Annotated in this window: 25 protein-coding genes; 15 read left to right on the top strand and 10 right to left on the bottom strand. The window is 67.9% G+C overall.

The features are described 5' to 3' along the window. The first annotated feature begins 331 nt into the window (after positions 1-331). The 9 genes from ACV7GQ_RS13215 (at position 332) to ACV7GQ_RS13255 (ending at position 9,176) form a co-directional block, all read left to right on the top strand. Positions 332-1,051: a HoxN/HupN/NixA family nickel/cobalt transporter gene (locus ACV7GQ_RS13215; protein ID WP_470310702.1), complete on the top strand. Its 720-nt coding sequence runs from the start codon at positions 332-334 to the stop codon at positions 1,049-1,051. 48 nt (positions 1,052-1,099) lie between these two features. Next, on the top strand, positions 1,100-1,510 hold the full coding sequence (gene nikR / locus ACV7GQ_RS13220) for a nickel-responsive transcriptional regulator NikR (RefSeq protein WP_470310703.1): 411 nt from the start codon (positions 1,100-1,102) through the stop codon (positions 1,508-1,510). A 309-nt stretch (positions 1,511-1,819) separates the two neighbouring features. Continuing rightward, positions 1,820-3,097 carry an urea ABC transporter substrate-binding protein gene (locus ACV7GQ_RS13225; RefSeq protein WP_470310704.1) on the top strand — a complete coding sequence of 426 codons (1,278 nt, stop codon included), beginning with the start codon at positions 1,820-1,822 and terminating at the stop codon, positions 3,095-3,097. Between the two features lies 1 nt (position 3,098). Then, entirely contained in the window at positions 3,099-4,037 is a 939-nt protein-coding gene (urtB, locus tag ACV7GQ_RS13230; RefSeq protein WP_470310705.1) for an urea ABC transporter, permease protein UrtB, read from the top strand. Next, entirely contained in the window at positions 4,038-5,159 is a 1,122-nt protein-coding gene (locus ACV7GQ_RS13235) for an ABC transporter permease subunit (RefSeq protein ID WP_470310706.1), read from the top strand. After that, positions 5,159-5,953 carry an ABC transporter ATP-binding protein gene (locus ACV7GQ_RS13240; protein WP_470310707.1) on the top strand — a complete coding sequence of 265 codons (795 nt, stop codon included), beginning with the start codon at positions 5,159-5,161 and terminating at the stop codon, positions 5,951-5,953. The genes ACV7GQ_RS13235 and ACV7GQ_RS13240 overlap by 1 nt, the downstream gene beginning before the upstream one ends. Next, positions 5,953-6,651 carry an ABC transporter ATP-binding protein gene (locus tag ACV7GQ_RS13245; protein ID WP_470310708.1) on the top strand — a complete coding sequence of 233 codons (699 nt, stop codon included), beginning with the start codon at positions 5,953-5,955 and terminating at the stop codon, positions 6,649-6,651. Before ACV7GQ_RS13240 ends, ACV7GQ_RS13245 begins: the two co-directional genes overlap by 1 nt. A gap of 317 nt (positions 6,652-6,968) precedes the next feature. Continuing rightward, the gene (locus ACV7GQ_RS13250) at positions 6,969-8,846 is read left to right on the top strand and encodes an ATPase, T2SS/T4P/T4SS family (RefSeq protein ID WP_470310709.1); all 1,878 of its coding nucleotides are present in this window, start codon (positions 6,969-6,971) and stop codon (positions 8,844-8,846) included. Positions 8,847-8,900: 54 nt separating this feature from the next. Further along, on the top strand, positions 8,901-9,176 hold the full coding sequence (locus ACV7GQ_RS13255; RefSeq protein WP_470310710.1) for a ubiquitin-like small modifier protein 1: 276 nt from the start codon (positions 8,901-8,903) through the stop codon (positions 9,174-9,176). On the opposite strand, the gene ACV7GQ_RS13260 is transcribed toward ACV7GQ_RS13255, so the two are convergent. Further along, positions 9,173-9,568: a MoaD/ThiS family protein gene (locus ACV7GQ_RS13260; RefSeq protein ID WP_470310711.1), complete on the bottom strand. Its 396-nt coding sequence runs from the start codon at positions 9,566-9,568 to the stop codon at positions 9,173-9,175. The two genes, ACV7GQ_RS13255 and ACV7GQ_RS13260, sit on opposite strands and share 4 nt — an antisense overlap. A gap of 90 nt (positions 9,569-9,658) precedes the next feature. On the opposite strand from ACV7GQ_RS13260, the gene ACV7GQ_RS13265 reads away from it, so the two are divergent. Genes ACV7GQ_RS13265 through ACV7GQ_RS13275 form a run of 3 tightly spaced genes read left to right on the top strand, consistent with a single transcriptional unit; the run spans position 9,659 to position 10,700 of the window. Next, positions 9,659-10,027, top strand: coding sequence for a DUF7971 family protein (locus ACV7GQ_RS13265; protein WP_470310712.1), 369 nt, complete (start codon positions 9,659-9,661; stop codon positions 10,025-10,027). Between the two features lie 53 nt (positions 10,028-10,080). Next, entirely contained in the window at positions 10,081-10,335 is a 255-nt protein-coding gene (locus tag ACV7GQ_RS13270) for a MoaD-like domain-containing protein (RefSeq protein WP_470310713.1), read from the top strand. A 2-nt stretch (positions 10,336-10,337) separates the two neighbouring features. Continuing rightward, positions 10,338-10,700, top strand: a complete 363-nt coding sequence (locus ACV7GQ_RS13275) for a DUF8048 family protein (protein ID WP_470310714.1) — start codon at positions 10,338-10,340, stop codon at positions 10,698-10,700. On the opposite strand, the gene ACV7GQ_RS13280 is transcribed toward ACV7GQ_RS13275, so the two are convergent. The 5 genes from ACV7GQ_RS13280 to ACV7GQ_RS13300 all read right to left on the bottom strand — a co-directional run bounded on the left by ACV7GQ_RS13280 (position 10,690) and on the right by ACV7GQ_RS13300 (position 16,280). Next, positions 10,690-11,052, bottom strand: a complete 363-nt coding sequence (locus tag ACV7GQ_RS13280; RefSeq protein WP_470310715.1) for a DUF8159 domain-containing protein — start codon at positions 11,050-11,052, stop codon at positions 10,690-10,692. The two genes, ACV7GQ_RS13275 and ACV7GQ_RS13280, sit on opposite strands and share 11 nt — an antisense overlap. Before the next feature lie 70 nt (positions 11,053-11,122). Next, positions 11,123-13,066: an aldehyde ferredoxin oxidoreductase family protein gene (locus tag ACV7GQ_RS13285; RefSeq protein WP_470310716.1), complete on the bottom strand. Its 1,944-nt coding sequence runs from the start codon at positions 13,064-13,066 to the stop codon at positions 11,123-11,125. 110 nt (positions 13,067-13,176) lie between these two features. Beyond that, positions 13,177-14,157 (bottom strand): ABC transporter ATP-binding protein, encoded by a 981-nt coding sequence (locus ACV7GQ_RS13290; RefSeq protein WP_470310717.1) that lies wholly within the window; start codon positions 14,155-14,157, stop codon positions 13,177-13,179. Next, positions 14,157-15,137: an ABC transporter permease gene (locus ACV7GQ_RS13295; RefSeq protein ID WP_470310718.1), complete on the bottom strand. Its 981-nt coding sequence runs from the start codon at positions 15,135-15,137 to the stop codon at positions 14,157-14,159. The genes ACV7GQ_RS13290 and ACV7GQ_RS13295 overlap by 1 nt, the downstream gene beginning before the upstream one ends. 48 nt (positions 15,138-15,185) lie before the next feature. Then, positions 15,186-16,280, bottom strand: a complete 1,095-nt coding sequence (locus ACV7GQ_RS13300) for an extracellular solute-binding protein (protein WP_470310719.1) — start codon at positions 16,278-16,280, stop codon at positions 15,186-15,188. Between the two features lie 65 nt (positions 16,281-16,345). On the opposite strand from ACV7GQ_RS13300, the gene ACV7GQ_RS13305 reads away from it, so the two are divergent. After that, positions 16,346-17,053, top strand: coding sequence for a TOBE domain-containing protein (locus tag ACV7GQ_RS13305; protein WP_470310720.1), 708 nt, complete (start codon positions 16,346-16,348; stop codon positions 17,051-17,053). Then, positions 17,053-18,141, top strand: a complete 1,089-nt coding sequence (locus tag ACV7GQ_RS13310) for a putative sulfate/molybdate transporter (protein WP_470310721.1) — start codon at positions 17,053-17,055, stop codon at positions 18,139-18,141. Before ACV7GQ_RS13305 ends, ACV7GQ_RS13310 begins: the two co-directional genes overlap by 1 nt. A gap of 6 nt (positions 18,142-18,147) precedes the next feature. On the opposite strand, the gene ACV7GQ_RS13315 is transcribed toward ACV7GQ_RS13310, so the two are convergent. Further along, positions 18,148-18,330 carry a hypothetical protein gene (locus ACV7GQ_RS13315; protein WP_470310722.1) on the bottom strand — a complete coding sequence of 61 codons (183 nt, stop codon included), beginning with the start codon at positions 18,328-18,330 and terminating at the stop codon, positions 18,148-18,150. Between the two features lie 163 nt (positions 18,331-18,493). Here ACV7GQ_RS13315 and ACV7GQ_RS13320 point away from each other — a divergent pair, with 163 nt between their 5' ends. Continuing rightward, entirely contained in the window at positions 18,494-18,892 is a 399-nt protein-coding gene (locus ACV7GQ_RS13320) for a hypothetical protein (protein ID WP_470310723.1), read from the top strand. Between the two features lie 13 nt (positions 18,893-18,905). Here ACV7GQ_RS13320 and ACV7GQ_RS13325 read toward each other — a convergent pair whose 3' ends face one another. From ACV7GQ_RS13325 to ACV7GQ_RS13335, 3 genes are read right to left on the bottom strand one after another with little or no spacing between them, the layout of a single operon-like run. Then, a complete protein-coding gene (locus ACV7GQ_RS13325; RefSeq protein WP_470310724.1) occupies positions 18,906-19,922 on the bottom strand; it encodes a cytochrome b/b6 domain-containing protein in 1,017 nt (338 codons plus the stop codon). Then, entirely contained in the window at positions 19,919-20,299 is a 381-nt protein-coding gene (locus ACV7GQ_RS13330) for a hypothetical protein (protein WP_470310725.1), read from the bottom strand. The genes ACV7GQ_RS13325 and ACV7GQ_RS13330 overlap by 4 nt, the downstream gene beginning before the upstream one ends. Next, complete coding sequence (locus ACV7GQ_RS13335; RefSeq protein ID WP_220617178.1) at positions 20,296-20,958, bottom strand: 4Fe-4S dicluster domain-containing protein; 663 nt, start codon at positions 20,956-20,958, stop codon at positions 20,296-20,298. Before ACV7GQ_RS13335 ends, ACV7GQ_RS13330 begins: the two co-directional genes overlap by 4 nt. Positions 20,959-20,960 lie beyond the last annotated feature (2 nt).

A 20,960-nucleotide genomic window follows, 5' to 3' on the forward strand; every position in this document is an offset into this window, starting at 1 on the left:
CTTTACTTTCGCCGTTTTGTGATGCCGCCCGTGCCACTATTGGGCATTCGTCCACGCCCCCTCGCCGACGCGGGCCCGCGTTTCGACATTCGACAGCGACACGCTCCGGCGGTCGTCGAGGCGCCGACCGGACGGCCCGTGACCGACCGCCCGGACGCGTGGCTGCCAGCCGTCGCGGACGGGCCGGGGGGTCGGGTCGCGGGACAATATTTGCACTGTCGGGAGGTGTTTTACCACGATTCGTCTAGGTAGACGGTATGAGTGTACCCGAACGGAACCCGGTTCGCGAGACCGAAACGCTCGTGTGCCGGCGTGGCGACGGTGCGAGTCGATGACTGGAGCGTTGTTGCCGGCGCTGTTGACCGCGGGCGTGCTGGGGATCACCCACGCCATCGAACCCGACCACGTCGCCGGCATCTCCTCGCTGACCAGCGACTACGGCGACTCCCGCCTCTCGGCGCTCGCCGGGGCCTGTTTCAGCGTCGGCCACGTCGTCCTCGTCGTCGCGTGGCTCGGCGTCGCGTACCTGCTCCTGGGCCGGACGTCGTTCCCCGCCGTCTACGGCCAGGTCGGCACGCTCGGCGTCGGCGTCCTGCTGGGCGTGTTCGGTGCGGCGATGGCCGTCGGTGGTCTCCGGCGCGCCGTCCGAGACGACGAGCACGCACACGGCGACGTCACCCACAGCCACCCGCACGTGCGCCTCCCTGTCCCCGGTTTCGACGGGGCGGACCACGGCCACGACACGGTCTCCTATCTCAAGACCGGACTCGTCGGCGCGCTGTTCACCCTCTCGCCACCGGTGTCGATGATAGTGTTCGCCTCGACGCTCCTCCCCGGCTACGGGGCCGACGTCGTCGCCCTCGCGGTGCTGACCTACGGCGTCACCATCACCGCGACGATGAGCCTGCTCGGGGCCGGCGCCGGTGCGCTGTTCGGGCTGACGAAGGGGCGGAGCAGGACCGTCCACGGGCTGGCACAGACCGTCGCCGGCGTCGCCGTCACGGGACTCGCTGCCACGCTGTTGCTCGACGCGGTCCCGGCGCTGCTGTGAGTCGCCGCGGAGGCCAGCCATATTAGCCCCACCACCGAACGTCGGGGCATGACCGACGACATCGACCGCATCAGCCTCACGCTCCCGTCGTCGATGGTCGACCGACTCGACGGCATCGTCGAGGACTGGGAGTACGCCAGTCGGTCGGAGGCGATGCGGGACGCCCTGCGGGACTTCTTCGCGAACTACGAGTGGGAGAGCGGCGGCGACGGGCGACACCACGGCACCATCGTCGTCGTCCACGACCACCACGTCGACGGCATCGCCGACGCCCTCCAGACCATCCAACACGAGATGGCCGAGGCCATCACGTCGGTCCAGCACATCCACCTCTCACACGACACCTGCATGGAGACGCTCGTCGTCGAGGGCGCGGCGAGCGACATCACCGAACTCGCCAACCGCCTCCGCGCGCTCACCGGCGTCCAGCAGGTGAAGGTGGTCGTCGTGGGCGAGTAGGGCTGCTCGCGGCACGGTTTGCCGGCTCCGCGCTCGGCGACCCAGAATACTGTATACTTGCGGAATTATCGCTCCGAATCGTTCGTACATCTCGTTTTCTGACTGTTCCTAACACATCCTTATACTCACCTCACCATATGAAGGAGAGTATAAGATTAGATGAGTAAACCTTATTTGCGTACTGCTGAAGGGCAAGAACGTGAACGAAATCATGGACGAACGTGCGAGTATCAGCGAGAAACGTGTCGATACGTGCAGTGAAGTCGCGGTTACGGTTGACGGGCGCGCCGCGTTCTCGGAGGGAGGCGAATGACCGACGGGCTCACGAGTCGGCGCGGCTTCCTCGCCTCGTCGGCGGCGCTGGCCGGCACCGCACTCGCCGGGTGTTCCGGTGGGTCGGCGTCCAGCGACGACACGATCCAGCTCGGCGTGCTGGAGGACCGCTCGGGGAACTTCGCGCTCGTCGGCGACCCCAAACACAAGGCGTCGATGCTGGCCATCGAGGAGATAAACAACGACGGCGGCATCGACGGCAAGCAGATAGAGGTGTTCGACCCGGACCCGCAGTCGGACAACCAGCGGTATCAGGAACTCACCCGGCGGGCCATCAACCAGAAGAACGTCGACGCGCTGTGGGCCGGCTACTCCTCGGCGACCCGCGAGGCCATCCGCCCCATCATCGACCGCGAGGACCAACTGTACTTCTACACGACCCAGTACGAGGGCGGCGTCTGTGACAAGAACGTCTTCGCCGTCGGACCGACGGCCCGCCAGCAGCTGGGGAGCGTCCTGCCGTATCTGGTCGAAGAGTACGGGCCCAAGATATACACCATCGCCGCCGACTACAACTTCGGCCAGCTGTCGGCCGACTGGGTGAAAGTGCTGGCCGACGAGAACGGTGCCGAGGTCATCGGCGAGGAGTTCATCCCGCTGTCGAACTCCCAGTTCGGGTCGACCATCAACCGCATCCAGCAGGCCGAACCGGACTTCGTGATGTCGATGCTCGTCGGCGCGAACCACACCTCCTTCTACGAGCAGAAGGCCTCCGCCGGCCTCGAGGTCCCCATCGGCACCTCGACGGCGATGGCACAGGGGTACGAACACCGCCGGCTGGACCCGCCCGCGATGGCCAACATCTACGCCGGCGTCAACTACATGGAGGAGATCCCGACGAACCGCAACACCAGCGACGGCGGCTTCGTCGACCGCTACTACGAGAAGTTCCCGGACGCCCCCTACCTCAACGAGGAGGCCGAGAACAACTACTTCTCCATCTACATGTACAAGAAGGCCGTCGAGCAGGCCGGGACGACCGAACAGCCCGAAGTGAAGGAAGCGCTCGAGTCGGGCATCACCTACGAGGCCCCCGAGGCCCCGGACGGCGAGTCCATCGCGCTCGACGGTGCGACCCACCACGTCGACCACCACATGTGGGTCATGCGCGCCGACGACCAGCACAACGTCGAGGCCGTCGACGACCGGGTCATCCCCGAGACGTTCCTCTCGGAGACGGTCGGCTGTGACCTCACCCAGGAGGACGAGGAGACGCAGTACACCCCACAGGACTTCTACGAGGAGGCGGGGTGAGATGGTCAACGGCCTGAACCTGCTGTTCCAGTTCCTCGATAGCTTCGCCTTTATCGTGCTGGCGGCCGCGGGCCTGGCCATCATCTTCGGCATCATGGGCGTCATCAACCTCGCACACGGCGAGTTCATCATGGTCGGCGCCTACGCGACGACGCTGGCGAACATCCGCGCCGGCCTCCCGCTGCCCGTCGCGATGCTGGTCGGCGTCGCGGTGACCGCCGGGTTCGGCCTCGTGGTCGAACGGGTCGTCATCTCGGGCACCGTCCCGAACGCCATCAGCCAGCGGTTCCTCGGCCGGAAGGTCATCGAGCCGCTGTACGACCGACTCGCCGACTCGATGGTCGCGACGTGGGGCCTCTCGCTCATCATGGTGCAGGGTGTCCGCATCGTGCTCGGCAACTCGCTGGACCAGATCGGCACGCCGCTGGGCAACATCGCCTACAGCGGCTTCTCGTACTCGACGTACCGCGTGTTGCTCTCGGTCGTCGCGCTGGCCGTGCTGGCGCTGACCTACTACGTCTTCACGCGGACCGAGTACGGGATGCGGGCCCGGGCGACCATCCAGGACGAGGACACCGCCCGCGCACTCGGCGTCGACACCGAACGCACCTACATGACAACGTTCGCCATCGGCTCCGGCCTCGCGGGGCTGACGGGCGCGCTGTACGCCCCGACCATCACGATGGTCCCCGGCCTCGGGAGTTCGTTCCTCGTCGAGGCGTTCGTCGCCGTCGTCGTCGGCGGCCCCAGCGTGGTGCTGGGGACGACGCTGGCGGGCGGCCTGCTGGGCGCCATCAACGCGACCGTCACGAACCTCTTCGGGACGTTCTTCGGTCGCATCGCGCTGCTCGTGACCGCTATCGTGATGATCCGGTTCCTGCCGGAGGGCATCACCGGCTTCGTCGAGACGCTCCGGGAACGGAGACAGGAGGGAGCGTAGATGGCCACCGAAGCGAGCGGTGCGGGCCCGGCCGACGCCGGCGGACAGTCGGCGCTGGCCAGCCTCCGCAGTCGCTTCGAGGGACCCAACACCGTCGGGAACTCCCGCGGGTTCTGGGTCGGCTTCCTCGTCGCCGTCCTCGCGCTGGCGGCGTACCCGCTCGCCGTGGGGTCCTACCAGGCCTCGCGGTTCTCGCTGTTCCTCGTGTACGCCTTCCTCGGCCTCTCGCTGTCGGTCGTGTGGGGGTACGCGGGCGTCCTCTCCTTCGGCCAGGTGGTCTTCTTCGGCGTCGCCGGCTACACCTTCGGCGTCGTCTCGGTGAACTTCGCCACGCCGGCGGGCATCACCGGCGCCTTCGCCGTCGGCGTCTTCGGCGGCGCCGTGATGGCGTTCGTGCTGGGGTACTTCATGTTCTACGGGGGCGTGCGCGACGTCTACGTCACCATCATCACGCTGGTCTCGACGCTCGTCCTCCACACGTTCATGGCCCAGACGGCCGGCGACGAGTGGACCATCGGCGAGGCAGCGCTGGGCGGGTTCAACGGGATGCCGACCATCCCGAACCTCGCGTTCGGCGTCGGGAGCGCGTCGATAACGTTCAGCAGCATGACCTTCTACTACCTCGTGCTGGGGCTGCTCGTCGCGACGTATCTGGCCCTGCGGGCGCTCGTCAACTCGGACTACGGCCGCGTGATGGTCGCGGTCCGCGAGGACGAGGACCGCACGCGGATGTTCGGCTACGACGTCGAGCGCGTGAAACTCGCCGTGTTCACGCTCGGCGGCGCGCTGGCGGGCCTCTCGGGCGTGCTGTACGCCGCGTGGGGCAACTACATGAGCCCCGGCGTGTTCGAGTTGACCTTCGCCTCCCTGCCGGTCATCTGGGTGAGCGTCGGTGGCCGGAAGACCCTGCTGGGCGCGGTGACGGCCACCGTCGGCATCGAGTTCCTCCGGAACTCGCTGGGCGGCGAACTGGCGTTCGTCATCGTCGGGGTCCTCCTGCTGGTGTTCATCCTCGGCCTCCCCGGCGGTATCGTTCCGTGGGTCCACGAGACCTACGTCGAGATGCGCGGCGACGGCACCCAGCCGGAGCCACCCGAGGCGACGACCGAGGTGAGCGATTGATGAGTACGAACAATAGCGCGGCGGGCAGTCCGAACGTCCGCCAGACGGCCGCGGAACTGGCGACGGGCGACCGAACGGACACGCTGTTGCAGACCGAGGACCTCCGCAAGGAGTTCGGCGGGTTCACCGCCACCGACGACGTGGACTTCTCGGTCGCCGAGGGCGAGCTGCGGTGTCTCATCGGCCCCAACGGCGCCGGGAAGTCGACCCTGCTGAACCTCGTCACCGGCACCTACGACGCCTCGGGCGGCAGCATCTACTACGACGGCCACGACGTCACCGACCTCGACCCCCACGAGCGGGTCCGCAAGGGCATCAGCATGAAGTTCCAGGTGCCGTCGGTGTACGGCGACCTGACGGTGCGCGAGAACGCCCGCCTACCCATCCAGCGGTTCGCCGACGGTGAGGAGCGCCGCCGGCGGGTCGACGAGGCCATCGAGGCCGCCGGCCTCGCGGGCTACGAGCACGTCGACGCCAGCCAACTCTCGCACGGCCAACAGCAGCAGCTCGAAATCGGGATGGCCGCCGCGCTCGAACCGGACCTCCTCCTGCTGGACGAACCGGTGGCGGGGCTGGACGTGGCCGAACGCGAGGCCATCGCCGAGCGCGTCACCCGCCTCAACGAGACGGAGGGCATCGCCTTCGTCGTCATCGAGCACGACACGGAGTTCGTCGCGAACATCGCCGACGAGGTGACCGTGCTCCACAACGGCGACGTCTTCCGCGAGGGCCCCATCGAGGCCATCGAGTCCGACCCAGAGGTCCAGCGCATCTATCTGGGAGGTGAGCAGTGATGCTGGACCTAGACGGCGTCACGGCGGCCTACGACTCGACGCCCATCCTCCGGGACGTGGACCTCTCGGTCGCCGAGGGCGAGATCGTCGGCGTGATGGGGAAGAACGGCGTCGGCAAGACGACGCTGATGAAGACCATCATCGGCCTGCTGGAACCGTCGGACGGGACCATCAGCTACGCCGGCGCGGACGTGACCGACGCCCCCGCCGACGAGCGCGCCCGCGCCGGGATGGGCTACATCCCGCAGGGCCGGGACGTGTTCCCGAAACTCACCGTCGAGCAGAACGTCCGGATGGGCGAGACGGTCAACGCCGACAGTTCGGAGACCCTGTACGACCAGATATACGGCTACTTCCCCGTCCTCGAAGAACGCGCCGACCAGCAGGCCGGGACGCTCTCGGGCGGCCAGCAGCAGATGCTCGCCATCGCGCGGGCGCTGGTGTCGAACCCGGACCTGCTCCTGCTGGACGAACCCAGCGAGGGCATCCAGCCCTCCATCGTCGACCAGATCAGCCACGACATGCAGGCCATCAACGAGGACCTCGGGACGACGATACTGTTCGTCGAGCAGAACCTCGGGGTCATCCGGGAGATGGCCGACCGCTGTTACGCGATGGAGCGCGGCGAGATCGTCGACGAAGTCGGACCGACGACGCTGGCCGACGAGGACGCCATCGCCGAGTATCTGGCCGTCTGAGCGCGTCGTCTTCGCTCTTGACGGCGTGTCTGCCTAGAATGCCGACCAACCTCACTAGCTGACCGACCGGCCGACACGGGCGGGACTGAAAGGGACCACGCGCTCCGGGAACCCCGACGACGTAAGCACTGCACCGAGCGAGTACGTGAACGAGGACGCGCGAAGAGTCGCCGGAGCGAAGCGCGTGAAGGGTTTCTGAGTGTTCAGACCGATTTCCACGGTCGTTCCCTACTCGACTCACGGTGCACGATACAGGAACGCCACTCGCTAGCGCGGGCATCAGGACCCTTATCACTCGACAGGCACCTAACCCGCGTATGGAAATCGTACCGGACACGAGCGTGGTCATCGACGGCCGCGTGTCCGACCAGATAGCAGCCGACGCCGACCCCGACGGCACGGTGGACGGCATGGGCTTCGCCGGCGCGACGGTCGTAATCCCCGAGGCCGTCGTCGGCGAACTCGAGGCACAGGCCAACGACGGCCGCGATACCGGTTGGGAGGGACTGGAGGAGCTCCAGCGCCTCGTCGACCTCGCCGAGGAAGGTACCGTCGACGTAGAGTACGTCGGCCGCCGCCCGGACGCCGTCGAGAAGCGCGAGGCAGGCGAGGGCGAGATAGACGCGCTCATCCGCGACGTGGCCCAGGACCGCGGGGCGACCCTGGTGACCAGCGACGACGTGCAGGCCGAGGTGGCCCGCGCGAAGGGGCTGGACGTGGAGTACATCGAGCCGCGCGGCCGCGACGTCGACCGCCTCCAGATAGAGAACTTCTTCGACGAGGGGACGATGAGCGTCCACCTCAAGGTCGGCGTCCAGCCGTTCGCGAAGAAGGGCTCTATCGGCGACATGCACTACCAGCCCATCCGGGACGACCTCGCCACCGAGGCGGAACTCCGGGAGTACGCCGACGACATCGAGGACGCCGCCCGCGCCTCCCCCGAGGGGTTCCTCGAACTCGACGAACCCGGGATGAGCATCGTCCAGTTCCGGGACCTGCGCATCGCCATCGCGCGCCCGCCGTTCTCGGACGCCATGGAGATCACTGCGGTCAGACCCATCGTCAAGACCGATCTGGACGACTACGAGCACGCCGACGAACTCCGGAGCCGCTTCACCGAACAGCAACGCGGCGTCCTCATCTCCGGGTCGCCCGGTGCCGGGAAGTCCACCTTCGCGCAGGCGGTCGGCGAGTTCCTCGTCGACTCGGACTACTCCGTCAAGACGATGGAGAAGCCGCGGGACCTGCAGGTCGGCCCCAACATCACCCAGTACACCGCGCTGGGCGGGTCCATGGAGAAGACGGCCGACTCCCTGCTGATGGTCCGGCCGGACTACACCATCTACGACGAGGTCCGGAAGACCGACGACTTCGAGGTGTTCGCGGACATGCGTCTCGCGGGGGTCGGGATGGTCGGCGTCGTCCACGCGACCCGTGCCGTCGACGCCCTCCAGCGGCTCATCGGCCGCGTCGAACTCGGCCTCATCCCGCAGATCGTCGACACCGTCGTCTACATCGAGGCCGGCGAGGTCCACACCGTCTACGACGTGACGACCGAGGTGAAGGTCCCGCAGGGTCTGATGGAGGAGGACCTCGCGCGCCCGGTCATCGTCGTCCGGGACTTCGAGACCGGCCAGCCCGAGTACGAGATCTACACGTTCAACCGGCAGGTCGTCACCGTCCCGCTGAACGAGGACGACGACCAACAGGATTCCGGCGTCGACCGCCTCGCCAAGCAGGAGGTCGAACGCGAGATCCGCTCCATCGCCCGCGGTCACGTCGACGTGGAACTGCGCGGGCCGAACAACGCCGTCGTCTGGGTCGAAGACGACGACATCCCGCAGGTCATCGGCAAGGGCGGCGGCCGCATCACCGACGTGGAGAACCGCCTGGGTATCGACATCGACGTGCGGACCCTGGACGAGAAGCCCACCGGCCCCTCCGGCGGTCCCCAGACCGACAGCGGCGGCCAGCAGGGCGAGATCGTCCAACCGGAGGTCACCTCCCGACACGTGATGGTCCCCCTCGACGGCCACGCCGGCGACACCGTCGAGGTGCAGGCCGACGGCGAGTACCTCTTCACCGCCACCGTCTCCCGCGGCGGCGAGATCCAGGTCTCGCGTGGGTCGGGCATCGCCGAGGAACTGGAACGGGCCATCGACCGCGGGAAGACCATCACGGTCGTCCCGTCGTAGCCTCGACCGCACCGCCGCGCGATATTTAAGTCCCGGTGTCCCTAGAGCCCGGACATGGAAATCGAGTTGCGCTTCTTCGCGAACTTCCGCGCGACGGTCGGCCAGAAGATACTCCGCCGGGAGTTCGACGACGACGCGCGGGCGGGGGACATCCTCCGGGAACTGAGCGAGGAGTTCCCCGAGATGGACCTCTTCGAGTCCGAGGACACGCTCCGGCAGTACCTGACCATCCTGCGCAACGGGCAGGACATCGAGCACCTGGACGGTCTCGAGACGACCGTCGAGGACGGCGACGAACTCAGCGTGTTCCCGCCGGTCGCCGGCGGCTAACAGCAGAAGATGAACGGGTAGAGGAGGCCGATGCGGTCCCCGCCGTCGAGTTCGGTGTCCAGTCCGTCGAGGTGTTCGTTGAACCGACCGTTGACCGTCACGCGGGCGTAACACCGCGTCTGGTCGCCCTCGGGGTTCTTCTCCCACGTCCCGGGCAGGGACTCGAGTTTCGGGGCCCATCCCTCGGTCGCGGCGTCGGACTCCGTCTCGGCGATGAGGAGGTCGGCGACGTCGTATCGCTCACAGAACGCTTCGAGGAACGCGCGGAGCGTCGTGCCCTCGAAGGTGAACTCCATGTGTGGCTCGCCGACCGCGTCTCTGACGTGGCCCGTGCACCTGACATCGACGGTCGTCTGCGCTCGCTGGGCCGTCTCGTGGGTCGTCCCGCTCATGGGCCCCCTAGGGTGGGCGACACCGAAAGCGTACGTGCGAACACGTTCGGGCAGGACCGAATTTAATGCCGGCCGGCACGAGGGACCGGTATGGAGGACATCGAACTGGGGATTCCGGCGGGCATCGTCGACTCCCTGCCGGCCGACGGTGAGGACGCCAAACAGGACATCCAGCGGGCCGTCGCCGGGTGGGAGGGCGACATCAACGCGGCGCTCGACAGCGAGGACCCGGCGAGCGCCGTCGTCGACCTCATCGAGTACTTCGAGGACCGCTGGGAGGCCTACGACGAGTACGTCATCGAGCTGCGGGCGTGGGGCCAGTCGCCCATCTACGCGATGGTGTGGCGGGACCTCACCGCGTCGGTCATCCAGCAGATATACGACCACGCCGACCTCGCGGACCGCATCAGCCGCGAACGCAACGCCCGCATCGTCGACGACGGCATCCGACCCGGATGACCGCACACACACGCCCCGAGGCGTTTAGTCGCGGCGGTGCCTAACGACGCCCGATGCGACGAGAACGGAGCTTTCGGGGTATCTCGATGCGACTCGCACGCCACTATCTGGAGGGGCTCGGTGGCGAGGAACGCGACGAGACCACCGTCGTCGCCGACGACTGGACCGCCGAGCTGTCGGCCGAGAAGGTCGGCATCGGGCCGACCATCGAACTGACGGAGATCACCGTCGTCTTCGAGGGCGACGAGGAGACGCTGGACCCGCTGATAGAGCAGTTCGCCCAGAAGGCGATGCGGGCCGGCGGGTAGCGATGGGCGACCACCCCATCGAGGCGCAACTCGTCCTCCTCGCGGGCACCCACGCGAGCGTCCCGCTGGACCGTCTCCCCGATTTACTGGAGGGGGCTCAGCGATACGTCGCGGACCATCGCGCGGAGTACGAGCGGCGCTACGAGCGCATCGAGGGGGCCAGAGACGCCGACTACTACTGCGTCGAGACGGGGTACTGGGCGTCGGTCGGCGAAGAACTCGGGTACGGCCGACGGGAGTGGGAGGCGGTGCGGCGCGCCCACGAAGCGCAGTTCGAGCGGGACGGCCGACGACTCGACAGGGAAGCGGAGTTCGAGTCGACGCTGGACCTCCGGGAAATCGTGGCCGTCGAGGCTACACGCTGAGCGTGTCCAGCACCTTCTCGGAGAAGTCCGTCTGTGAGAGGTCGCCGTTGTGGAGGCGGTCGAACCACTCGGCGTCGACGTACCAGTAGCCGCGGACCTCGCCCTCCAGGTCGTGGACGGTGGCCTCGACGTCCGCCCCCGACCAGTCGTCGGCGTGGAGGTCACGCAGGACGTTGATGACGCGGCCGATCTCCGAGTGAGGGACCGACCCCTGCTCGGCCGCGATGGACTCGTAGGTGACCGCGTAGGTGTTCTCGTCCTCGCGCTCTTCGAACGTCTGTACGTAGACGCCGTGACTCGTCAGTCGGGACTCGACCTGGAACTCGAAGTCGTCGAACTCGTCTTTGTGCATCAGTACTCACCGCGTCTGCGTTCCGCTCCGTTCACCGCGTCGGTTCGAGGGACGGTCCCCGACGCCCGCGCTAGTCGTCGCTCGGTGCCGCCGCGCCGCCGGAACTGACGCCGGTGCCGGGGCCGACGTCGATGCCGAGTTCGTCGAGTTTCTCGTCGGGGACGACGCCGTCCTCCCAGTCCCGGACCTCGTAGTACTCGTCTTTCAGTTTGTCCAGTTCGGCGAGTTCGCCCTCCGAGCCGCCCTGTGCGGGGATGGCGTTCTCGTTGCCCTCGACGAAGCGGTCCGGCAGGTCGTCGTCGCTCCCGTCGAAGCCGACGAGGTTGTTGTAGTAGCGCTCGAGGTTGTAGATGCGCTCGCCGGCCTCCATCAGGTCCTCCTCGGTGACGTCCAGTCCGGTCATGCCGTTGTACTGGAGGACGTACTCCTCGATGCCCTCCGCGAAGGCGTTGAACTTGCAGATGTCGAACGAGTCGCTGATGGCGTGGAGGTCCTGGAAGGTGGCACACAGCTCGCCTTTCCCCTCCCACTCGCGCGGGTCGACCTTCTCGGGGACGCCGAGAATCTCGGCGGCCGGGGTGTAGCCGCGCAGGTGGCAGGCCCCGCGGTTCGAGGTGGCGTAGCCGATGGCCATCCCCTTCATGCAGCGCGGGTCGTAGGCGGCCATCGTCTGGCCCTTCACCGCGAGCGAGTTCTCGCTGGCGTCGAACTCCTCGGCGAGGTGGCTGGGGCCCTCGGCGAGGTGGTCGGCGAGGTCGCCCTCGCGGTGGGCGATGGCGTCGATCATGTCTATCATCGTGTCCGCGTCGCCCCAGTCGAGGCCGTCGCCGAGGCCGTCGAGTTTGCCCTGCTCGGTCATCTCCATGGTCATCGCCATGGTGTTGCCCACGTCGATGGTGTCGACGCCGACGTCGTTACACCGCTCGAGCATCACGGCCACCTTGTCGCGTTCGACGTGGCCGGAGTTCGGGCCCAGCGCCCACGCGGACTCGTACTCGTAGGACTCCGTGCGGACGTTCATCTCCTCGCCCTTGTGCATCGCCTGCACCTCGACCTCCTTCTTGCAGGCGACCGGACAGGAGTGACAGGTCGGCTCGTCGACGAGGATGTTCTCCCGGACGTTCTCCCCGGAGATCTCCTCGGAGTCGATGATGCGCTCGCCGTCGCCCTCCGCGTCGGACATCGACCGGGTCGAGGAGTACTTCGCGTTCTTCGTCGGGAGGCCGTCTATCTCCTCGGTGAGGTTCATCAGGACGTTGGTGCCGTACAGCGAGAGGCCGCCCTCGTTCGGCCCGGTGATGTCCGACTCCTGGATGACCTGCATCGCCTGCTTGTGCCCCTCCTGGAACGTCTCCTTGTCGACGGGCTTGGGCATCTTCGTCGCCGACTTCACGACGACGGCTTTGAGGTTCTTGTTGCCCATCACACAGCCGGTGCCGCCCCGTCCGGAGGCCCGGTCGTCCTCGTTGATGATGCAGGCGTACTTCACCTCGTTCTCGCCGGCCGGGCCGATGGCCATCGCCGAGAGGTTCTTGCCGTAGGCGCCCTCCACCTCGTCTTCGATCTCCTCGATGGTGTCGTGGACGCCCCAGCCCCACATGTGCGAGGCGTCACGGAGTTCGACCTCGCCGTCCTCGACGACGGCGTACACCGGGCTGTCGGCCTGTCCCTCGAAGAGGAGGCCGTCGAACCCGGCCCACTTCAGGCGCGCCCCCGACCAGCCGCCGTGGTGGGAGTCGGTGACGGTGCCCGTCAGCGGTGACTTCGTACAGATGGCGATGCGGCCGCTCATCGTCACCTGTGTCCCCGTCAGCGGGCCGTTCATGAACGCCAGCAGGTTGTCCGGGCCGAGCGGGTCGACGTCCGGCCCCTGGTCGAAGACGTACTTCACGCCGAGACCGCGTGCGCCGATGTACTTCTTCGCGTCCTCCTCGTCGATGCCCTCGTAGGCGATATCCCTCTCTCCGAGGTCGATTCTCGCCACGTGGTCCTGGAAGCCGCCGAGTTCAGTCATGAATGTCTGTGTAAAACAGAGGCGCGAGTTCACTTAACAATTCGTGCTAGTGACTGGTTTAGTTGTGACTACGCCGACCGTCCGCCGCGGTCGACGACGAGTGTCGACGCCTACTCGTCGGCGGTGCGCGGCGAACAGGGGTGGACACGGCCCGGGTCGACCGACACCCAGACGTCGCCGCCGACCGGCGGTGGGTCGTCGGCGAAGGCGTCGATGGTCCGTCCATCCAGCGAGAGGACGACGCGGTTGGTGGCGTCCTCGCGGACGACGCGTTCGACGGTGGCCCGGAAGTCCCCGTCCGTGTCGTGGAGGCGGACGGCCTCCGGTCGGAAGGCGACGTACTCCTCCGTGGCCCCGTCGACGGCGTCCCCGAGCGAGGGGACGGCCGACAGCGGGACCGCGTTCGCGCCGGTGAACTCGGCGACGACCGGCGAGGACGGCCGCTCGAACACCGTCTCTGGCGTCCCGGTCTGGACCACCTGCCCGTCCCGCATCACGGCGATGCGGTCGGCGATGGCGCGGGCGGTCGTCCGGTTGTGCGTGACGTAGACGGCGGTCACGTCCGCGAGCACGTCCGCCAGGTCGTCCCGCAGCGACTGGCGCGTGGGCACGTCGAGCGCCGCGAGCGGTTCGTCCAGCAGCATGACCGACGGTTGGACCGCGAGGGCGCGTGCCAGCGCGACCCGCTGTTTCTCGCCGCCGGAGAGCGTCGGCGGGTACCGGTCGGCGAGGTTGTCGACGCCGAGTTCCGCGAGCAGGGTGGCGGGGTCCCGCGTCTCGTCGTGGTACTTCGTGCCGTACTCGACGTTCTCCGTGACCGAGAGGTGGGGGAACAGCGCGTAGTCCTGGAAGACGAAGCCGAAGTCACGGTCCTCCGGCGGGACGTTGTCGAGCCGGCGGCCGTCGGACTCGACGAACCCCTCGTGGTCGTGAAAGCCCGCGACGGTCTCCAGCAGGAGCGTCTTGCCGCTCCCGCTGGGACCGAGGATGACGAGCGTCTCGCCCGCTTCGACGTCGACGCCGGCCCGAACGGTGAAGGCGTCGGCTCCGTCGGCGGTGAACGTGGCAGTCACGTCCGCCCGCAACTCCATCAGGGCATCCCTCCCGTGACGCTGCCGTCGTCGGTCAGGTACCGGACGACGAGGAAGATGAGCGCCGAGACCCCCAGCAGGAGGAAGGCGACGGCGCCGCTCTCGTCTAAGCCGCCCTGCAGGTAGGTGTTGTAGACGAACACCGGTGCGTGCTGGGCGGTCACCCGCTCGCCGGCGGGCGCGTAGAAGAACTTGACGCTGTAGGCGACGACGGCGACGGCGCCGAACTCGGAGACGGCCCGCGCCCACGCGAGGACGCCGCCGGTTATCATCCCTCTGACCGCCAGCGGCGCGGTGACCCGGCGGAACGTCTCCCAGCGGTTCGCGCCGTGGACCCGCGAGGCGTACGAGAGCCTGTCGTCGATGGTCTCGAACGCCTCGCGGGTGGTGTTGACCGCGTAGGGCGCGGCGACGAACGCCATCGCCAGCACCATCCCGACCATCGACCCGAGGACGGATATCCCCGGGAAGGCACCGCCCTGCCCGAAGCCGAAGAGGATGATGATGCCGGCGACGGAGTGGGGGACCACCAGCGGCAGGTCGACCAGGCTCTCGACGAACTGCTGGCCGGGGAACCCCTCGGCGAGCAGGTGCGCGAGCGGGACCCCGAGCAGGAGGCTCACCAGTGCGGCCAGCAGCGGGCCGTAGACCCCCAGGTACAGCACGCGGTGGACGCCCGGGTCCAGCGCCTTCTCGACGACCAGCGACGGCGACTGCCGCGCGACGAACATGAACAGCGGGAGCCCCAGCGCGACCATGAGGAGGCTCCCGACGGTGGCCGTCGCGACGGTGAACGAGGAGCCGTCGAGCGCGTAGGCCGTGACGGCGACGCTCCCGACCATGAAGTAGGCGTACCACGTCGGCCGCCCGTAGGAGTACGCGGCGGCGAACGCGACGACTTGCACGACGATGAACGTCGCGACGAGCGAGCGCCGGGTGACCGCCTCGTTCGCGAGGCGCGTGTCAGTTCCTGTCGCCATGTGTCGTGGGCGCGTGGGTGTTTGCCGGTCCGGTCAGCGTGACGGACACTATAGCTCCAGCGGGCCGAGGGAGCTCTGGGCGCTGGCGACCTCCATCACGCGGTCGGGGACCGCGTCCTCCCCGCTCGCCGGGACGACGATGGGGTCGACCGGCACGAGACCCATGTCTTCGAGGATAGTCCGACCGGGGTCGGTCGCGAAGTACTCGACCCACTGGGCGCCGCGCCCGGGGGCCTCCGCGACGCCCGGGACGGTGATGCCGTAGGCGATGGGTGCGCCGGTGAACGTCCCGCTGCCGGTCTCGACCTCGGCTTTCGCGTAGTGTTTGGCGTACTTGCTGTTGGCCTTCGAGAGGTCGACCTCGGGCTGGAGGTTGATGAACGGCTTCCCCGAGGTGCTGGAGATGGACTGGTAGTACATCACGTAGTCCAGCTCGCCGCTCTCCAGCTGGCCCTCCAGGTTGGTCTCGGTACCGGTCGGCACGACGGAGTTGTCCCGCAGCGCCTGATAGGTCGACTCGTCGTAGAGGCGCTCGCCGTCGAACTCCTCCTTCCCGAGTTGCTGGGTCATCACCGCGCGGTAGCCGCCGGGGTCGACGGCCGGGTCCGAGTGGCCGATGGTGACGCCGTCGCGGGTCAGCACCTCCCACCAGTTGTCCTTCGAGATGTCGCCGGCGCCCGGCGAGTCCTCGCGGTACTGTATCGACATGGAGTTGGTCGTGAAGATGGCGTACCACTTCCCGTAGTCCGGCAGGATGCGGTTGCGGATGAGCCGGAAGTCCGAGACGCCCAGCACGTCGGCTGTCCGGCCCTGCTGGGTTATCTTCTGCGTCGAGGCGACCGACCCCTTGGCCTCGCGGTTCACGTCGACGCCGAACTCCTCCTCGAACCCGGGTTCGGCCTCGCCGAACGGCGGGGCGAGCGAGCCGGCGTGGAAGATGGTCATGGAGTCGGCCATCCCGCTCCCGGACGTGGTGGTCGTCGTCCCGCCGTCCCCGCCACCGCTCTCGCCGTCGGTGCCACCGCCGCCGTCGCTTTCGGTGCCGCCGTCGCCGCCGTCCCCGCTACAGCCTGCGAGGCCGAGGGCAACTGTCGCGCCGACGCTCCCGAGGAACGCGCGTCTACTGCTTCGCTGTTTCGACATGGATACATCGGTATTGTTACCAACCCTTCATAACGATTTTCCCTGAAGGCGTGACAATACACCGTATGGACGCCAGCGTCGACGCGCAGTTACAGGCCGACGGCGTCGCCTTCACCGCGGCCGACGCCGAGTTGCTCCGCGCCGTCCGGGAGGCGGGGTCGGTCGCCGGGGCGAGCGAGGCGCTCGGTCGGTCCAGGGCGCGGGCGCTCGGCCGCATCGAGACGCTGGAGGAGGCGTACGGCCCCCTCGTCGAGCGACGGCGCGGCGGCGCGACCGGAGGCGGGAGCGAACTGACCCAGACGGCCGAGGAACTCCTCTCGCGGTTGGCGCGCCTGCAGGCGACGCTCACGGGGACCGCGAGCGTCGAGGAGTGTGTCGTCCCCGGGCGCGTAATCGAACGCGACGGCGAACTCGGCGTCGTCGCCACCGACGCCGGCGACCTGCGGGCGCGACTGGTGGCGCGGGACGACGACGACCCGCCGGACGTCGGCGCGCCCGTGCAGGTCAGCGTCCGGTCGGACGCGGTGACGCTGCACGCGCCCGACGACGCCCCCGCCGCCGAGAGCACGAGCGCGCGGAACCGGTTCGAAGGGACCGTCGTCGACGTCGATGCGGGCACGACGGTGGTGTGTGCGACCATCGACATCGGGACGTCGGACTCGCTGTCGGCACTGCTCACACACGAGAGCCTCGACCGGCTCGACCTCCGCCCGGGGAGCCGCGTCGTGGCCTCGTTCAAGGCGACCGCCACCCGGGCGATCGCGACCGACTGATGGCCATCTCCATCGACTACGGCGAGGACGCCCGGTTCGACGTGGCGTGGCACGAGGTCACCGGCGCCGTCGGCGACTCGGCGACGGTCCTGCCCGTCGTCGTCGCCGTCGCGATACTGACCGACCTCTCCCTGCCGGTGATGCTGCTCTGGTTCGGCCTCATGCAGGTGGTCTGGGGGCTGTACTACGGCGTCCCCGTCTCCGTCGAGCCGATGAAGGCGCTGGCGGCGCTGGTCGTCGCCGGGGCCGTCTCGACCGGTGAACTCGTCGTCGCGGGGCTCCTCCTCGGCGTCGTCCTGCTGGGTCTCGGGTGGACGCGGACCCTCGAGACCGTCGAGCGGTACGTCGGGAACGTCGTCGTCCGGGGGGTTCAGTTCGGCGTCGCCCTCGTCCTGTTCGAGACGGGCGTCGGGCTCGCGGCCGGGGACCTCCGCCTGGCCGCCCTCGGGGTCGGCGTCGCCGTCGTGTCCATCGTCGTCGGCTACCGCTCGGTGAGCGCGCTCGCCGTCTTCCTCGTCGGCGGCGTCGTCGCGCTGGCGACGGCCGGCGTCCCCGCGCCCGCGCTCCCGTCGCCGGACGCGCTGCTCACGCTCCCGGCGGCGGACCCGACAGTCCGGAGCGTCGAGGCGGCGCTGGCACAGCTGGCGATGACCGTCGGCAACGCGGCGCTGGCGACGTCGGTGCTGCTCGGCGACTACTTCGACGGCGATGTCTCGCCCGACCAGCTATCGACGAGTATGGGCGTCATGAACCTGCTTGCGGTGCCGTTCGGCGCGTTCCCGATGTGTCACGGGAGCGGCGGCGTCGCCGGGAAGTACGCCTTCGGCGCGCGGACGCCGGGGGCGAACGTCGTCCTCGGCGTCGGCTACGCGCTCGTCGCGGTGCTGGCGGTAGGACTGGTCGCCGCCTACCCGACCAGCCTCCTGGGCGTGATTCTGGCGCTCGTCGCGATCCAGCTCGGTCGGACGGGGCTCGCCGAGGCCGAGTCGACGCTCCCGGTCGTCGCTATCGGCGCCCTCGGCGTCCTGACCAACCTCGGGGTCGCCTTCGTCGTGGGCGTCGTCGGCTACCACGCGCTCGCCCGGTGACGCCCGCTAGGCGAGGAACTCCACGCCCAGAGCGAGCAGGAACACCAGTGCGACGAGCATCGCCGACACTTCGAGCCACCGCGACCCGCTCTCTTTCGTGTCCGATACCACTTTCGCGATCGCCCCGAGCCCGACGACGGCCACGCCGACGGCGAGGACGAGGTATATCGCGTCGAGTATCCCAGCCATACGTTGACTGTACACACACCAGTGGTAACAAATTTTCCCCGTCTGCGGCCCACCGCCGGCCACGTGAGGGCGTCCGTACGCTCGGAGTGCGGGGTCGCGTGCACGGGCGACGTGCTACCAGCCTGCACAACAGTCATACCGCAGTACGTCGTACGGTGCGGACATGCGGCTGGAACTTCGGGTTTGCAAGCACTGTTTCGAGGGGGAACACGGCAACGAACAGAAATCGGCGGTCACGCAGGACATGGTCGCCTGCGCCCGGCAGGTCCGGGAGTACAAGGACCTCGTCGGCCTCGACGGCGTCTACGTCACGATGGTCGAGGAGGGCGACCCCGGCGGCGCCGAGGCGCTGAACGTCATCGTCGCCAGCATCGAGGGCGACCAGGTGGCCCTGTCGGACACCCAACTCGTGATGGAGGACGGCGACGGGAACATGCTGGTCTATCCCGAACCGAAGGACATCCTGCAGGTGCTGACGCGGAACTTAGACCAGATACAGGAACAGACGCGGCAGGACGTCGGCGTCGACCTCTCGCCGGAAGGGAAGGCTATCGTCTCCTAGCGGGGGAGGGGGCTCAGTCGTCCGACGGCTCCTCGCGCCCGCCGTCGGTGGCGGCGGCCGGCCCCTCCTGTTCTTCCATCTGGCGCTCCCAGCGGATGCGCAGGACGTTACCGTACATCGACAGCACGAGCCCGACGCCGAGGACGAGGATGCCGACGTTGATACCGATGGTCAGCAGGACGCTCGTCGGCCCGCCGCCGATGGCGAGCTCGCGGGGCACCGGGTACCCCTCGTCGAAGATGCTCCCGATGAGCACCGAGACGATACCGATGACGGTCAGCGCGCCGAACACCGAGGACATCGTCCGCCACGAGGGCGAGAGCGACAGGCGCTCGATGCCGGTGGTGTCGGGCTCCTCGTCCTCGTCGGCGTGGTACTCGGGCACCATGCTCCGGGGGATGAACGCCTTCGTCTCGACGGGGTAGAACGCGGGGTGGAACCCGTGTTCGAAGACGTGGAACATGACCCCCATCAGCATGATGACGCCCAGCAGGCCGTGGAACGTGACGAACGCCATCGCGGCGGCCTTCGTCTGGAACATCGCCGCCAGCCCCGTCTTGCTCCAGATGAGCAGGCCGGAGATGGCCAGCAGCGTCAGCTCGATGGAGAAGATGAACACGACGCCCTTCCCGATGTACGAGAGGAGCGGCACCTCGTCGGCCTTGTAGCCGGCGAACTGCCGGGCGTTGGGGTGGCGTTCGTCGGCCCGGCCCAGCATGAACTTGACGTCCTGGATGAAGGCGTCGATGTCGTCTTTCCCGGGCAGTATCTCGCCGAAGTTGCTCCGGCCGGTCGGCGAGATTATCTGGAGGACGATCCAGAACACGATGAGCGCGATGAGGCCGACGCCGGTGATGCGGTGGATGGCCGTGACGCCGCTGGCGCCGCCCATCACCGCGAGCAGCCACCACAGTTCGTCGTTGAACATGATGGCGTAACCGGTGAAGAACAGCAGGAACACGTCGAGTCCCAGCAGCGAGTGGAACAGCGTCGTCACCCGCGTGAACTTCCCGTGGTCTAGGTTGCTCATCGTTGCTCACCTCCGTCCGCGGCGACGGCCTCGCCGCGCTCCTCGCCCGGCTGGCGCATCCGGTCGGCGAGCCGCCGGAACGCCGCCCAGTGGAGGAACACCATCACGAGGATGAACGCCCCCATCAGCACGTCGGCCGCGTGGACGAGCGCGATGAGGAAGTCGAGCGACGGGATGGTGTTGCCGAACACCCAGTCGGAGCCGATGCCGCCGCCCTCGACGGTCGGGTTCACCCGGTACAGCGACTCGTAGAAGATGTCGAACCCCTGGGCCCACCACACCGACAGCCCCGCGACGAGGATGCCGACGACGGCGCTGATGGCGACGTGGGACTGGGCGTAGCCCGACACCTCCGGAGTCTCCTGTTGCCCGCTCATTGGAACTCACCCGACTCTTCGCCGAAGATGATGTTCATCGCCTGGTCGTTGAAGAACACCCCGCTGTCACGGTGTTCCAGTTCGTCGGCGATCTCGCTCGGCGTCCCGACGAGGATGGCGTCGGTGGAACACTCCTCGGCACAGGCCGGGCCCTTGCCGACGTCCTGGCGCTCCTCGCACATGGTACACTTGTCCATCGTGTTGCCGCCGCCGACGAGGTTCGCGGCGCCGGTCCCCTGGTCGGGGAACTGCGGCGCGCCGAACGGACACGCCGAGAGGCAGTACTGACAGCCGATACAGAGGTCGTCCCGGACGCGGACGAAGCCGTTGTCCTTCTTGATGAGCGAGTCGGTCGGACAGACCGAGACACACGGCGCGTTCTCGCAGTGGTAACACTGCATCGGGATGGCCGTCTCGCCGGGGTTCTCGCCCTGCTCCATCGCCCGGCCGCTACTGGCGTTGAATCCGGGCGCGCCCTCCTGTCCTTCGAGCATCGTCGCGATGCTGATGCGTTGCTCGTCGCGCGGGACGTCCCACGTCCGTTTACAAGAGACGACACAGCCACCACAGTCGATACACGCTTCGACGTCCGGGAAGATACGGGCGTCCTCGCCCGTGCTCATGACGCCGTCGCGCATCACTTCGTTTCCTGTTGACATAT

This window comes from Haloarcula sp. MBLA0163, assembly GCF_055632435.1.

Bases quoted from the DNA above. Each gene is read 5' to 3' on its own strand.
- ACV7GQ_RS13215 (WP_470310702.1), top strand. From the start codon at position 332: ATGACTGGAGCGTTGTTGCCGGCGCTGTTGACCGCGGGCGTGCTGGGG.
- nikR (WP_470310703.1), top strand. From the start codon at position 1,100: ATGACCGACGACATCGACCGCATCAGCCTCACGCTCCCGTCGTCGATG.
- ACV7GQ_RS13225 (WP_470310704.1), top strand. From the start codon at position 1,820: ATGACCGACGGGCTCACGAGTCGGCGCGGCTTCCTCGCCTCGTCGGCG.
- urtB (WP_470310705.1), top strand. From the start codon at position 3,099: ATGGTCAACGGCCTGAACCTGCTGTTCCAGTTCCTCGATAGCTTCGCC.
- ACV7GQ_RS13235 (WP_470310706.1), top strand. From the start codon at position 4,038: ATGGCCACCGAAGCGAGCGGTGCGGGCCCGGCCGACGCCGGCGGACAG.
- ACV7GQ_RS13240 (WP_470310707.1), top strand. From the start codon at position 5,159: ATGAGTACGAACAATAGCGCGGCGGGCAGTCCGAACGTCCGCCAGACG.
- ACV7GQ_RS13245 (WP_470310708.1), top strand. From the start codon at position 5,953: ATGCTGGACCTAGACGGCGTCACGGCGGCCTACGACTCGACGCCCATC.
- ACV7GQ_RS13250 (WP_470310709.1), top strand. From the start codon at position 6,969: ATGGAAATCGTACCGGACACGAGCGTGGTCATCGACGGCCGCGTGTCC.
- ACV7GQ_RS13255 (WP_470310710.1), top strand. From the start codon at position 8,901: ATGGAAATCGAGTTGCGCTTCTTCGCGAACTTCCGCGCGACGGTCGGC.
- ACV7GQ_RS13260 (WP_470310711.1), bottom strand. From the start codon at position 9,568: ATGAGCGGGACGACCCACGAGACGGCCCAGCGAGCGCAGACGACCGTC.
- ACV7GQ_RS13265 (WP_470310712.1), top strand. From the start codon at position 9,659: ATGGAGGACATCGAACTGGGGATTCCGGCGGGCATCGTCGACTCCCTG.
- ACV7GQ_RS13270 (WP_470310713.1), top strand. From the start codon at position 10,081: ATGCGACGAGAACGGAGCTTTCGGGGTATCTCGATGCGACTCGCACGC.
- ACV7GQ_RS13275 (WP_470310714.1), top strand. From the start codon at position 10,338: ATGGGCGACCACCCCATCGAGGCGCAACTCGTCCTCCTCGCGGGCACC.
- ACV7GQ_RS13280 (WP_470310715.1), bottom strand. From the start codon at position 11,052: ATGCACAAAGACGAGTTCGACGACTTCGAGTTCCAGGTCGAGTCCCGA.
- ACV7GQ_RS13285 (WP_470310716.1), bottom strand. From the start codon at position 13,066: ATGACTGAACTCGGCGGCTTCCAGGACCACGTGGCGAGAATCGACCTC.
- ACV7GQ_RS13290 (WP_470310717.1), bottom strand. From the start codon at position 14,157: ATGGAGTTGCGGGCGGACGTGACTGCCACGTTCACCGCCGACGGAGCC.
- ACV7GQ_RS13295 (WP_470310718.1), bottom strand. From the start codon at position 15,137: ATGGCGACAGGAACTGACACGCGCCTCGCGAACGAGGCGGTCACCCGG.
- ACV7GQ_RS13300 (WP_470310719.1), bottom strand. From the start codon at position 16,280: ATGTCGAAACAGCGAAGCAGTAGACGCGCGTTCCTCGGGAGCGTCGGC.
- ACV7GQ_RS13305 (WP_470310720.1), top strand. From the start codon at position 16,346: ATGGACGCCAGCGTCGACGCGCAGTTACAGGCCGACGGCGTCGCCTTC.
- ACV7GQ_RS13310 (WP_470310721.1), top strand. From the start codon at position 17,053: ATGGCCATCTCCATCGACTACGGCGAGGACGCCCGGTTCGACGTGGCG.
- ACV7GQ_RS13315 (WP_470310722.1), bottom strand. From the start codon at position 18,330: ATGGCTGGGATACTCGACGCGATATACCTCGTCCTCGCCGTCGGCGTG.
- ACV7GQ_RS13320 (WP_470310723.1), top strand. From the start codon at position 18,494: ATGCGGCTGGAACTTCGGGTTTGCAAGCACTGTTTCGAGGGGGAACAC.
- ACV7GQ_RS13325 (WP_470310724.1), bottom strand. From the start codon at position 19,922: ATGAGCAACCTAGACCACGGGAAGTTCACGCGGGTGACGACGCTGTTC.
- ACV7GQ_RS13330 (WP_470310725.1), bottom strand. From the start codon at position 20,299: ATGAGCGGGCAACAGGAGACTCCGGAGGTGTCGGGCTACGCCCAGTCC.
- ACV7GQ_RS13335 (WP_220617178.1), bottom strand. From the start codon at position 20,958: ATGTCAACAGGAAACGAAGTGATGCGCGACGGCGTCATGAGCACGGGC.